Annotated in this window: 15 protein-coding genes; 5 read left to right on the forward strand and 10 right to left on the reverse strand. The window is 71.5% G+C overall.

Going from position 1 to position 12,112, the window contains the following annotated elements; translation table 11 throughout:
- Window positions 1-68 precede the first annotated feature (68 nt).
- The 9 genes from hemB to C6C15_RS15435 form a co-directional block, all read right to left on the reverse strand.
- Window positions 69-1,046, reverse strand: a complete 978-nt coding sequence (hemB, locus tag C6C15_RS15395) for a porphobilinogen synthase (protein WP_062637133.1) — start codon at window positions 1,044-1,046, stop codon at window positions 69-71.
- On the reverse strand, window positions 1,043-1,840 hold the full coding sequence (locus tag C6C15_RS15400; protein ID WP_060921535.1) for a uroporphyrinogen-III synthase: 798 nt from the start codon (window positions 1,838-1,840) through the stop codon (window positions 1,043-1,045). Before C6C15_RS15400 ends, hemB begins: the two co-directional genes overlap by 4 nt.
- Window positions 1,837-2,838: a hydroxymethylbilane synthase gene (gene hemC / locus C6C15_RS15405; protein ID WP_105950539.1), complete on the reverse strand. Its 1,002-nt coding sequence runs from the start codon at window positions 2,836-2,838 to the stop codon at window positions 1,837-1,839. The genes C6C15_RS15400 and hemC overlap by 4 nt, the downstream gene beginning before the upstream one ends.
- Window positions 2,839-2,843: 5 nt before the next feature.
- On the reverse strand, window positions 2,844-3,521 hold the full coding sequence (hemQ, locus tag C6C15_RS15410) for a hydrogen peroxide-dependent heme synthase (protein WP_174521419.1): 678 nt from the start codon (window positions 3,519-3,521) through the stop codon (window positions 2,844-2,846).
- A 79-nt stretch (window positions 3,522-3,600) separates the two neighbouring features.
- Window positions 3,601-3,873, reverse strand: coding sequence for a hypothetical protein (locus C6C15_RS15415; RefSeq protein ID WP_105950540.1), 273 nt, complete (start codon window positions 3,871-3,873; stop codon window positions 3,601-3,603).
- Window positions 3,860-4,267, reverse strand: coding sequence for a phage holin family protein (locus C6C15_RS15420; RefSeq protein WP_025104873.1), 408 nt, complete (start codon window positions 4,265-4,267; stop codon window positions 3,860-3,862). The genes C6C15_RS15415 and C6C15_RS15420 overlap by 14 nt, the downstream gene beginning before the upstream one ends.
- Window position 4,268: 1 nt before the next feature.
- On the reverse strand, window positions 4,269-4,682 hold the full coding sequence (locus C6C15_RS15425) for a hypothetical protein (protein WP_105950541.1): 414 nt from the start codon (window positions 4,680-4,682) through the stop codon (window positions 4,269-4,271).
- A 169-nt stretch (window positions 4,683-4,851) separates the two neighbouring features.
- Window positions 4,852-6,360 (reverse strand): protoporphyrinogen/coproporphyrinogen oxidase, encoded by a 1,509-nt coding sequence (locus C6C15_RS15430; RefSeq protein WP_105950542.1) that lies wholly within the window; start codon window positions 6,358-6,360, stop codon window positions 4,852-4,854.
- A 92-nt stretch (window positions 6,361-6,452) separates the two neighbouring features.
- Window positions 6,453-6,764, reverse strand: coding sequence for a metalloregulator ArsR/SmtB family transcription factor (locus tag C6C15_RS15435; RefSeq protein ID WP_060921528.1), 312 nt, complete (start codon window positions 6,762-6,764; stop codon window positions 6,453-6,455).
- Between the two features lie 66 nt (window positions 6,765-6,830).
- Between C6C15_RS15435 and C6C15_RS15440 the strand changes: the two genes are divergently transcribed.
- A complete protein-coding gene (locus C6C15_RS15440; protein WP_105950543.1) occupies window positions 6,831-7,724 on the forward strand; it encodes an NAD(P)H-binding protein in 894 nt (297 codons plus the stop codon).
- Between the two features lie 51 nt (window positions 7,725-7,775).
- Here the strand turns inward: C6C15_RS15440 and hemE are convergent, their stop codons facing one another.
- A complete protein-coding gene (gene hemE, locus C6C15_RS15445) occupies window positions 7,776-8,798 on the reverse strand; it encodes a uroporphyrinogen decarboxylase (RefSeq protein WP_060921526.1) in 1,023 nt (340 codons plus the stop codon).
- Window positions 8,799-8,870: 72 nt separating this feature from the next.
- Between hemE and C6C15_RS15450 the strand changes: the two genes are divergently transcribed.
- The 4 genes from C6C15_RS15450 (at window position 8,871) to C6C15_RS15465 (ending at window position 12,015) form a co-directional block, all read left to right on the forward strand.
- Window positions 8,871-10,187 carry a glutamyl-tRNA reductase gene (locus C6C15_RS15450; RefSeq protein WP_105950544.1) on the forward strand — a complete coding sequence of 439 codons (1,317 nt, stop codon included), beginning with the start codon at window positions 8,871-8,873 and terminating at the stop codon, window positions 10,185-10,187.
- 176 nt (window positions 10,188-10,363) lie between these two features.
- Window positions 10,364-11,116 carry a class I SAM-dependent methyltransferase gene (locus C6C15_RS15455; RefSeq protein ID WP_105950545.1) on the forward strand — a complete coding sequence of 251 codons (753 nt, stop codon included), beginning with the start codon at window positions 10,364-10,366 and terminating at the stop codon, window positions 11,114-11,116.
- Between the two features lie 18 nt (window positions 11,117-11,134).
- Window positions 11,135-11,725, forward strand: a complete 591-nt coding sequence (locus C6C15_RS15460; protein WP_105950546.1) for an HhH-GPD-type base excision DNA repair protein — start codon at window positions 11,135-11,137, stop codon at window positions 11,723-11,725.
- A complete protein-coding gene (locus C6C15_RS15465) occupies window positions 11,725-12,015 on the forward strand; it encodes a hypothetical protein (RefSeq protein WP_199787662.1) in 291 nt (96 codons plus the stop codon). Before C6C15_RS15460 ends, C6C15_RS15465 begins: the two co-directional genes overlap by 1 nt.
- Window positions 12,016-12,112: the final 97 nt, after the last annotated feature.

Here is a 12,112-nt window from a genome sequence, read left to right on the forward strand (position 1 = left end):
GCGCTCTCCCGGCATCCCTTCCAGGCTAACCCGCCCCCTGCCCTTCCGAGGCCGCGGCCGACGAAGGCTCAGCCGCGCAGCCAGCGGGCCGCTTCGGTGGCCCAGTACGTCAGCACCGCGTCGGCGCCCGCCCGGCGGATCGACAGCAGCGACTCGAGGACCGCGGCGCGCCGATCGATCCAGCCGTTCGCGGCGGCGGCCTCGATCATCGCGTACTCGCCCGACACCTGGTACGCCCAGACCGGGACGGTCACGGCGTCGCGGACCTCGCGGAGCACGTCGAGGAAGGCCATCGCCGGCTTCACCATGACGATGTCCGCGCCCTCGTCCTCGTCGACCAGCGCCTCCCGCACGCCCTCGCGACGGTTGCCGGGGTCGAGCTGATACGTGCGGCGGTCGCCCTGGAGCTGCGAGTCCACGGCCTCGCGGAAGGGGCCGTAGAACGCGCTCGCGTACTTCGCGGCGTACGCCAGGATGAGGGTGTCGGTGAAGCCCTCGGCGTCGAGCGCCTGACGGATCACGGCGACCTGGCCGTCCATCATCCCGGACAGCCCCAGCAGCTGCGATCCCGCACGTGCCTGGGCGAGGGCCATCGAGGCGTACCGCTCCAGGGTCGCGTCGTTGTCCACCGAGCCGTCTGCGGCGAGGACGCCGCAGTGACCGTGATCGGTGAACTCGTCGAGGCAGAGGTCGGTCTGCACGACGAGCGCGTCGCCGACCTCCGCCGCCAGCGCCTCGGTGGCGACGTTCAGGATGCCCTGCGGGTCGTCCGCACCGGAGCCTCGCGCGTCACGGACCGCGGGAACGCCGAACAGCATGACGCCGCCCACTCCGGCCTCGGCGGCCTCGACGGCCGCGGAACGCAGCGAGTCGATCGAGTGCTGGGCGACGCCGGGCATCGACCCGATGGCGACCGGCTCGCTGATCCCCTCGCGGACGAAGAGCGGGAGCACGAGCTGACGCGGCTCGAGAGAGGTCTCACGCACGAGGTCGCGGACGGCGCGCGACTGACGCAGTCGGCGCAGACGGATGTCGGGGAAGCTCACGGCGCGAACTCGTCTGCCGCGTGCGGAAGGGTGAACTGCGACACGGCATCGATCAGCGCATCGATGGTCTGCCGATCGGCGACCACCGAGACGGGCAGGCCGGCGCGCTCGGCGTCCTTGGCCGTGCGCGGGCCGATCGCCGCGAGCAGCGTCTCATCCGGGATCTCGGGGAACTGCTCCCGCACCTGCTCGGCCACCGAACCGCTGGTGATGAGGATCGCGTTGATCCGGCCGTTCTCGACGTCGCGGCGGATGCGCTCCGTCACCGGGACGCCGACCGTGCGATAGGCGACGACGCCGTGCACGTCGTGTCCCGCGTCGGACAGCAGGATGCTCAGGACGGGCTTGGCGATCTCGCTGCGCAGCGCCAGGATGCGGCGCGGCTCGTGCTCCAGAGCGATGAGCTGCTGCGCCATGCCCTGCGCGGAGTTGTCCTGTTCGGGGACCAGGGCCACCTCGTAGCCCACGGCCTGCAGCGCCGCGGCCGTCGTCTCCCCCACGGCCGCGATCTTCGTGGTCTTCGGCACGACGGCACGGTGGGCGAACAGCACATCCACCGTGGTCGCGCTCGTGACGGTCAGCCAGTCGAACTCGCCGGCCGCGAGCTGCTCCAGCGCGCGGTCGAGGGTCGCCTGATCCGTGGTCGGAGCGAAGTTGATGAGCGGAGCGACGACGGGGACGGCGCCGAGAGCGCGGAGGCTCGCGGCGACGCTGTCGCCCCAGGGGCCGCCACGGGGCACGAGGATGCGCCAGCCGTCCAGCGGTCGGTCCTGCTTGCTTTCAGAAGTGGTCATGACAATTCGGATTGCTCTTGAGGGACGAGGTCGGCCGCCCCTTGATCGAGCAGCCGACGGGCAACAGCGAGCCCGAGCTCACGCGCTGCGTGCATCGGGTCTGCACCATCGGCAGCATCCGCACCATTGCCACTGCCGTTCCGATGAATATACTCCCCGTTCAGGGCTTCCGTGACGTCCAGACCGATCCGCCGACCGCCGTCCGGGGCGTAGACGACCGTCCTGACGCGGATCTCGGAGTCCTGGACGACGGCGTGCGCCGCCATGGGGGCTTGACAACCGGCGTCCAGTCCCTCCAGGATGGCGCGCTCGACGGTGATGGCGAGCCGGGTCTCCCGATGATCCAGCGCCGACAGCGCCGTGCGCAGCTCCTCCGGCGCGTCCGCCCGCGTCTCGACGGCCAGGGACCCCTGGCCGGGAGCGGTCGGCCATTCCGCGAGGCCGAGCTCCTCGCGATGCAGCGGCGAGTCCGTGCCGAGGCGCGAGAGGCCGGCGGCGGCGAGGATCACGGCATCCAGCTCGCCGGAGGCGACGCGCGCGAGACGGGAGTCGACGTTGCCGCGGATGTCCACGACGTGGGCGCGGGGCGCACGACGGTGGACCTGGGCGATGCGTCGCGGCGACCCGGTACCCACGGCGCTCCCCGCCGGGAGCTCGTGCAGGGGAATGCCGTGGCGGGTGAGCACGACGTCGCGGGCGTCTTCCCGCCGGGGCGTCGCGGCGATGACGAGCGACTCCGGAACCGCGGTCGGGAGGTCCTTCAGCGAGTGCACGAGGAAGTCGCACTCGCCGGCGAGGAGGGCTTCGCGGAGACGGGTGGCGAAGATGCCGAGGCCGCCGATCTCCGACAGCGAGGCGCGGTTGGTGTCGCCCTCGCTGGTGATCGGGACGAGTTCGACGCGACGACCGGTGACCTTCTCCAGTGCGGCGGCGACATGACCGGACTGCGCCTGCGCGAGCGCGCTGCGACGGGTGCCGAGACGGATGGGGGTGCTCATGGCGCTTACTGCAGCACGTCCGCGATCTCGTCGAAGCGCAGGCGGCGCCCGGTGTAGAACGGCACCTCCTCCTTCACGAACATGCGGGCGTCGGTGTAGCGGAGATCGCGCATCATGTCGACGAGATCGGTCAGCTCGTCGGCCTCGAGCGGCAGCAGCCACTCGTAGTCACCGAGGGCGAAGGAGGCCACGGTGTTGGCGATGACGCCGGTGAATGCCGCACCCTTGCGCCCATGATCGGCGAGCATCGCACGACGCTCGCTCTCCGGGGCGAGGTACCACTCCGGCGTGCGGACGAACGGGTAGAGGCAGAGCCAGTCCTTGGGCTCGATGCCGCGGAGGAAGCCGGGGACGTGCGCGCGGTTGAACTCCGCGTCACGGTGAACGCCCATGACGTTCCACACCGGGAGGAGCGAGCGCAGCATCTCGGTGCGGCGCAGGCGGCGGAGAGCCTTCTGCAGCTCCTCGGCGGTGGCGCCGTGCAGCCACACCATGAGGTCGGCGTCGGCCTTGAGCCCGGAGACGTCGTAGAAGCCTCGGACGGTGACGCCGGAGTCCTCGATGTGCGAGACGATCGACTCGAGCTCGGTCGCATCGTTCTCGGTGACGGGGGCGTCGGGGTTGCGTCGCCAGACGGCCCAGAGGGTGTAACCGGACGGGTTCTCTTCGCGCAGGTCGGACATGATCCCAGTCTGCCCCCTTTGCGGAGGCGCCGCTAATCAGGGGAATACTGCCCCCGCCCGAGGGCGGTGCGGGGGTCGCTCAGCGCGCGATGGCGCGGGCGATGGCCCACACGGCCCCGCCGACGGCGGCGGCGATCCCGACCGTCGCGGCAATCGCGGCAGCCGGGTTGCGGTCGGCGAACACACGCGCCTTGACGGCGGCCCGCGCCGACGCCTTCTCGACGCGCCGCGGGATGTTCCCCTTGACCTCGATGGCGGCGAGGGCCGCCTTCAGCTCGGCGCGCGCGGAGGCGACGGGATCGACGATTCCCGCGGGGACCGCGGTGCGCGGCAGCGACTCAGGGGTGCTCATCGCCGGCCTCCTTCACGATTCGGATGTCTTCGGCCACGGCCTGTGCCGGGTTCTGGCGACGGAGCACCTTGCGGAACTTCAAGATGCCGAGCAGTGCGAACAGCAGCACGGCGATGATGAGGATGCCGAACACCGCCAGCGCGGACAGCCACACGGGCCACCACGATGACAGTCCCGCGATCGCGAAGACGAGGATCACGGGCACGGCCCAGAACAGGAAGAACAGCGCGACGAGGAACCAGACGGAGCCGACCCCCGCGTCCTTCGCGGTGCGCGACACCCACGCCTTGGCCGCGTCGATCTCGGCCTTGACCAGATTGGTGACGAGCTCCGGCAGGTCGCCGAGCAGCGTCAGCAGACTGTCGTCGGCGCGATCCCGATATCCGCGGGGCATGTCAGTCGTCGGACTTCCGCGGGGCGGGCTTCTTCGCGGCCGGCTTCGAGGCAGCGGGCTTCTGGGTCTCGGCGGCGCGCTCCTTGACCTCGTCGACCGCGTCCTCCGCGGCGTCCGAGATCTCCTCGGCCGCGTCCTTGCCGGAGGCGATGACGGCATCGAGCTTCTGCCCGGGCGTGCCGTCCCCGGTGACCGACTTGACGATCTTCACGGCGCCGGTCCAGACGGCGCCCGGAACCGCGGCGGCCTTGTCGCCGACGAAGCCCTTGACCTTGTCGACGCGCTCCTGCACGGGGTCGGTGTTCCAGACCTTCAGCCACTGCGTCTTGATCTGCTCGTAGCGCTCGCGTCCTGCGCGGGTGCCGAGCACATAGCCGACGCCGAGTCCGACGACGAGTCCGATCTTCCCCTTCATGGGGTCTCCTCACGTTGTTCCGGCTGTGGTCCGTCCCGGGGGACGCCGATCGCCCGCGTCTCCACCGCGATCAGGTACCCAGCGTAACGCCGTATGCCGATTTCGGCATCAATCGATCAGAGGGTTGACACGGAGCCGCCGAGCGCACTCGCGCGTGCTCGGCGGACGCTCAGTCCCAGAGGAGAGCGCGACGCAGGCGGTCCGCCTCCTCCACAGCATCCGGCACGACCTGCGCGAGCCCCGTGCCCGCGAGCCAGGCACCCACAGCGGCCAGCCCCGGCACGGCCTGCACGGCCTGACGCGCCGCGGCACGCCGCTCCCCCGAGCCGATGATCGACGCGGGCTGTGCCTGCACGAAGCGCCCACGATGACCCGCCACGACCTGGTCGGGCGACAGCGGGACACCCAGGAGCGCCGAGGCCTCCCGGCGGGCGAGGTCGATCGCGGCCCCGTCATCCAGCGCCGCGGTGGCCGCCGGTTCCCCCTGCGCACCGAAGGAGACGCGGACCACCTCACGGTCGCCCGCGGCCTCCCGCACCCACGACCACTTCGCCGTGGAGTGCGTGAGCGCCTTCGCCGTGTGGCTGTGCGGCACGGTGAGCACGCCGGTGCCGCGGGGCGGGGTGCGCAGCGCGGGCACGTCGAGCAGCAGGCTGATGATCTCGATCTCGGGGGCGGGCGCGGCGTCGGCGTCCGCGAGGGCGGGCACGACGCCCGCGAGCAGTTCCCGCGCCGTGTGCTCGGAGGTCGCGACGATCACGGCGTCGGCGACGAGTTCCGCCTCCTGGGTCGCCTCCTCCCCCTCGATCGGCTCGTCTGCGTCGGGCTCCTCGACCACGATGCGCCAGGTGGTGCTGTCGGTGGTGAGACGACGGGCTCGGACGCGAGTGCGGACGGTCGCACCGAGTTCGTCGAGGTCGGCTGCGAGGGCGTCGACGAGCTCGCTCATGCCCCCGACGAGGCCCTCCACGGCGGCACCCGGAGTCTTCGCGCCGCGCGACGCACCCTCTCCGCGGAGGGCCAGCACCGCACCGGACAGGGATCCGACCCGGGTCAGGGCGGCGTTGAGTCCGGGGGCGGCGACATCGATGTCCACGTCGTCCGGGGAGGCGGAGTAGACCCCCGTGGTGACAGGCGCGACGAGGCGGTCGCGCACCTTCTCCCCCATGCGCGAGGCGACGAGGCGACCGAGGCTGAGCTGGTGCCCGATCGTGAGCGGCGGGCGCACCCGGTCGAGATAGGCCCGCCAGGCGCCGGACCAGCCGATGATGCGGCGGACGTCGTCCTGGAACGGGTTGCCGGGGATGCCGAGGATGCCGCCGGCCGGGAGCGGAGCCGCGCCACCGCCGGGGAGTCCGGCGAGCCACGCCCCTCCCGCCTGCGGCGTCACGACGCGGTCGGAGAGGCCGAGGTCGTCCACGAGGGCTCGGACGTGCCCGCCCTTCGTCGCGTAGCTCTCCGCCCCGGCGTCGACGACGACCCCGTCCAGGGCGACCCGGCGGATCACGCCACCCAGGGCGTCTGACCCCTCGAGCAGCGTCACCCGCATGCCGACCTTCGCGCACTCGCGGGCGGCCACCAGTCCGCCGACGCCACCGCCCACCACGACGACGTGCTTCCGTGCGGCGCGGGCGGCAAGGTCGGCCGGTTCGGCGGGTGCGGGGTGCTCGGGGCTCATGCCTCCATCCTTTCACCGCCCCTGTGCTTCGAATCGCCCGATTGGCCGGATAATCGCCGCCGATGCCGCCAGGTGCGCGATTCGAACGGAGGTCAGGCCCGACCGCGCTTGCGGACCTCGCGGAGGACGATCTGCTCGGGGCAGACGGTGGAGAGGAAGTCGCCGACGGAGAGGGCGAGGCGCTCGCCGACGAGCGAGTAGAAGATGCGGTTGGCGTCGCGACGCTCGCTGACGAGGCCCGCCTGCCGGAGCACGCTCAGGTGCCGGGAGATGGTCGGTCCGCTCGCGGAGAACCGGGACGCGATCTCCCCCGCGGCGAGCTCCCCCTCCTTGAGGTCCTGCAGGATCTGCCGCCGGGTGGGATGGGCGAGCGCCGCGAAGATGTCGGATGCGCTGTCGGCCATGCTTGCAATATAGCACCTTCGCTAGATACAGTTTCGCCAGGTAGCTAATTAGCGAAGGAGAACACCATGAAGGTCGCCATCACCGGAGGCAGTGGATTCGTCGGCCGCGCCCTCGCCGATCGCCTGGAGGAGCCCGTGGTGATCTCCCGACGCTCCGGAACGGACATCACGGACGTCGACGCGCTGACCGCGGCCTTCGCCGGATGCGACGTGGTGGCCCACTGCGCCGGGATCAACCGGGAGATCGGCGACCAGACCTTCCGCCGCGTGCACGTGGAGGGGACGGCTGCCGTCGTCGAAGCCGCGCGCCGCGCCGGGGTCCGACGCCTCGTCATGGTGAGCTTCCTCCGCGCCCGTCCCGACTGCGGCTCCGGGTATCACGAGTCGAAGTGGGAGGCCGAAGAGATCGTCCGCGGCTCCGGGCTGCCGCACACGATCCTCAAGTCCGGGATGATCTACGGCCCCGGCGATCACATGGTCGATCACGTGACCCGCGCCGTCCGCACCCTTCCCTTCTTCTGGACGGTCGGTTACCGCGAACGCACCGCCCGCCCTGTCCCGGTCGAGGATGCCGCGGACGTGCTGGTGGCCGCACTCGAGGGGCGGATCCCGGAGCCGACGGTCGCGGTGATGGGGGCGGACGAGGTGACGCTCGGAGAGGCCATCCGCCGGATCGCCCGCGTCGCCGGACGCCGCCCCGCGTTCCTCCCGGTGCCGACCTGGGTCGTGCGGGTGCTCGCGCAGCTCACCGAGTGGACCATGGTCGTGCCCCTGGTCGCGAAGGCGCAGGCGCGGATGCTCGCGGAGGGTGTGAGCGAGCCGGCCCCGTGGGCGCCGGAGCCGCCGGAGGACATCCGCCCCTCACGGCCGTTCGACGACGACAGCATCCGCGCGGCACTGCCCACCGGGCGCTTCGGCCTGTCGGACCTGCGGCTGGCGCGCGCGCTTCGAATCGCCTGATTTGCTGCATCTGGGCCGCAGATGCCGCAAAGCAGGCGATTCGAACGGAGGTCAGCCGGCGTGCACGAGCTCGACGATGCGCGTGAGCTGATCGGGGTCGGTCTCCGGGGGCACGCCGTGGCCGAGGTTGAGGATGTGCCCGCGGGCCGCGCGACCGCGCTCGAGCACGTCGCGGACATGCGCCTCGAGCACCGGCCACGGCGCGCCGAGGAACGCGGGATCGATGTTGCCCTGCACCGAGACGTCGGGGCCGAGGATCGCGGCGGCCTCGTCGAGGGGCAGCCGCCAGTCGACCCCCACGCCGTCCGCGATGCCGTCGAGCCGCATATCGCCGAGGAAGGGACCGGTGCCGACGCCGAAGTGGATCGTCGGGACGCCGATGCCGTCCAGAGCGGTCCGTGAGTGCGGCGCCACGAAGGCGCGGTAGTCGGCGGGGCTGAGCGAGCCCGCCCAACTGTCGAAGAGCTGCACGACCGCGGCGCCGGCATCGCGCTGCGTCTCCAGGAACCGCCGCGAGATCTGCGCCAGCCAGCCCGCGAGACGGTGCCAGGCCTCGGGCTCCGCGTGCATCATGCCGCGGGCGCGCAGGTGCTCCTTGGACGGACCGCCCTCGACGAGGTACGCGGCGAGGGTGAAGGGGGCTCCCGCGAAGCCGATGACCGGGGTGTCGCCGAGCTCCGCGACGACGATGCCGACAGCCTCCGCGATCGCGCTGCCGTCCAGGCTCTCCGGATCGATCGCCGTGATGCGGTCGACGTCCGCGACCGTCCGCACCGGGTTCGCGAAGACGGGGCCGCGGCCGGGCTCGATCTCGACCTCCACGCCGGCGAGACGCAGCGGGATGACGATGTCGCTGAAGAACACCGCCGCGTCGACGCCGTGCCGTCGGACCGGCTGGAGGGTGATCTCGGCGGCGAGGTCAGGAGTGAGGCAGGCGTCGAGCATCCTCGTGCCGACCCGCAGCTCCCGGTACTCGGGCAGGGAGCGGCCGGCCTGGCGCATGAACCAGACCGGAGCGGTGGCGGGGCGGTCGCCGGTGAGGGCGCGCAACAGCGGGGCGTCGGAGAGTGCCATGCGTCCATCCTCCCATCCGGGATATAGGGAGCAGCCGAGTCCCGGCTTCGGATGCTCGGGTACAATCGAAGGGTGCTGCTGTGTGTGACGGCGAGTCACAAGACCGCCTCCTTCGAACTGCTCGAACGCCTGAGCCGCACCCCCGACGACGTCGCTCCCACCATCGTGGGCATGGCGCCGTGCGTGCAGGGTGCCGTGGTCCTGGCGACGTGCAACCGCTTCGAGGCGTACGTGGAGATGGACGAGCCGGTGACAGCGGCCGGCGCCATCGGCGTGGAAGCCGTGATCGAGGCGGTCGAGTCCGCGACCGGCATCTCCGCCGCCGATCTCGACGGCGCCTATGCCGTGCACTCCGGCCGCCGCGTCGCCGAGCACCTGTTCTCCGTCGCCTCGGGCCTCGAGTCCGTCGTCTCCGGTGAGGGCGAGATCGCCGGCCAGGTCCGTCGGGCGCTCAAGTCCGCCCGGAAGGACGGCACCACCTCCCCCGAGCTCGAGCGGCTGTTCCAGCGCGCCAGCCAGGCGCAGCGCAAGGTCAAGAACGTCACCGCCCTGGGCCGCGCCGGTCGCTCGCTCGTGCGCCTCGCGCTGGAGCTCGCCGACAGCCGCATCGCCGACTGGTCCGCCGAGCGCGTGCTGCTGGTCGGCACGGGCGCCTACGCGGCGGTCACCCTCGCGACCCTGCGCGAGCGCGGAGCCGTCGACATCTCCGTCTACTCCCCGTCCGGCCGCGCGGAGATCTTCGCAGCCAAGCACGACATCCGCCCGGTGCCGGCCGAGGAGTACGCCCGCACGGCGGCGCACTCCACGCTGCTGATCACCTGCACCACCGCGACCGAGCCCGTGCTCGGCCCGGAGCACCTGCAGCTCCCGGTCGGCCTCGCCGCCGCGGGCTGCCCCGTCGCCGCGACCAGCGGCACCACCGGGGTCCCGAGCCGGCTGGTGGTCGACCTCGGCATGCCGCGGAACGTCGACCCGGCCGTGGCCGCACTGGAGGGCGTCGCGCTGCTCGACCTTGAGACCATCCGCCTGCACGCTCCGCTGGAGGAGCTGCAGGCGACGGACGCCGCCCGGAGCGTCGTCCGCGAAGCCGCGGAGACCTTCCACGTGGTCGGTGCCCGCCAGAGCGTGACCCCGTCGGTCGTCGCCTTCCGCTCGCACATCTTCGAACTGCTGGAGCGCGAGATCGATCGTGCGCGTGCGCGTGGCGACGAGGACGGCAAGGTCGAGCAGGCCCTGCGGCACCTCTCGGGCGTGCTGCTGCACACGCCGACCGTGCGGGCTCATGAGCTCGCCGCCGCCGGTCGCGCGGACGAGTTCGCCGCCGCGCTGTCGACGCTGTACGGGATCACCCCTGCCGCGGACGCCGTCGAGGACGCCGCCACAGCCTGATCCCGTGTGAGCGAGATGGGAGGCGCTGTCCTCCACATCACCGGAGACACCGCCCCGACGCCTGCGGAACGAAAGCCGCTGGTGCTGCAGGTCGACATGCTGATGGACCGGACCGCGAGAACCATGGGCTGCGGGAGGATCCGCGCTGTGAGAGCGTGGGGCACGAGGAGGTGCGAATGACACAGGATCTGTACTCGGACGCGAGGCTGTACGACCTCCTGTTTCCGACGAGCGAGGCAGCCGTGGATTTCTACCGTGCCGAAGCCGACGGCGTGGGCGGTCGTGTGCTCGAGCTCGGATGCGGAACAGGTCAGAAGCTGATCCCGATCGCGGCCGACGGGCACCCGAGCGTCGGCCTCGACCTGTCGCTCGACATGCTGGATGTGGCGCGTCAGAAGGCTGATGAGCGCGGCGTGTCCGTCGAGTGGCAGCACGGCGACATGCGCGACTTCGACCTGGGCGACGAGTTCGACCTCATCTTCATCGCGGGCAACGCTCTGCTGCACCTGCACGAGGCTGACGACATTGTGCAGTGCTTCCGCGCGGCACGGCGGCACCTCGCGCCCGGCGGACGGTTCGCTTTCGACGTCTTCCATCCCGACGTGCGGCTCCTGGCTGACGCCGACGGCGTCCGGCGCCCGCGCACGACATTCGCCGATCCCGACCGCGGCGACGTCCGCGTGGACGTCGCGGACGCCTACGATGCCGCCGCTCAGGTGACGCGCGGCACCTGGTACTTCTCGACGGATTCCGAGCCCGACTTCCAGACGGTGTCCATCGAGGTGCGGAGCATCTTCCCCCAGGAACTGCCGGTACTCCTTGCGCATGCCGGACTCCGACTGGTCGAGCGCTTCGGCAGCTGGGATGGCAGCCTCTTCGGGGCGGGCTCCTCGACCCAGCTCTGCATCTGCGAATCCGCCACCCCGTAGTGAGAGAGGATGGGACTCATGGCCCTTCACATCACCGGAGACACCGCCGCCGACGCCCTGCTGACCGAGAACCCGACGGCTCTGCTGATCGGCATGCTGCTGGACCAGCAGATCCCCATGGAGACCGCGTTCACCGGGCCGCTCAAGATCGAGCAGCGGACGGGAGCCGCGGATGCTACGGCGATCGCGGGGATGGCACCGGAGGAGTTCCTGGAGGCGTTCCGGCAGACCCCCGCGGTGCACCGGTTCCCGGGCTCCATGGCGACGCGGGTGCAGACGCTGTGCCAGGCGCTCGTCGACGACTGGGACGGGGACGCCGCCGCCCTGTGGACGCGCCCGTCGACAGGCTCAGGGGCCCAGCCGAGCGGTGCCGAGGTACTCAGACGGCTCAAGGCCCTTCCCGGCTTCGGTGAGCAGAAGGCGAAGATCTTCCTCGCCCTCCTCGGCAAGCAGTACGGGTTCACCGGCGAAGGCTGGCGAGAGGCCTCGGCACCCTACGGCGAGGACGGGTCGTACCGCAGCGTCGCCGACATCGTGTCGCCGGAGTCGCTGACGAAGGTGCGCGAGTACAAGAAGGCGATGAAGGCCGCGGCGAAGGCGGCGAAGTAGTGCAGCCGACGGGGGACGACGTCGCGGGGCTGATCGCCCGCTCCTCCCCGGCCGTGCGTCGCCGTGATGCGGAGACGCTGACCGCTCTCCTGCAGGACATCACCGGGCGCGAGCCGCAGACCTGGGGGTCGATCATCAGGTTCGGCTCCTGCCACTACCGCTATCCCACCGGGACGGAGGGCGACAGCGGCATTCTGAGCTTCGCCCCCCGGAAGGCCGCGACCACGATCTACCTCCTCGACGGGGTGGACGCCTGGGTCGAGTCCGCGGCGACGCGCGCATGCACCTGACGGTCACGTCGTAGCTCTCGTCCTGTCGCCGAGACCCCGGGTTCCCGCCGAAACCCCGGCGTGCGGACGTGCGGAGCCCGGGGTCTCGGCGGGAAGG

It is taken from the genome of Microbacterium sp. str. 'China' (assembly GCF_002993305.1).
In the GTDB taxonomy this organism is placed as follows: domain Bacteria; phylum Actinomycetota; class Actinomycetes; order Actinomycetales; family Microbacteriaceae; genus Microbacterium; species Microbacterium paraoxydans.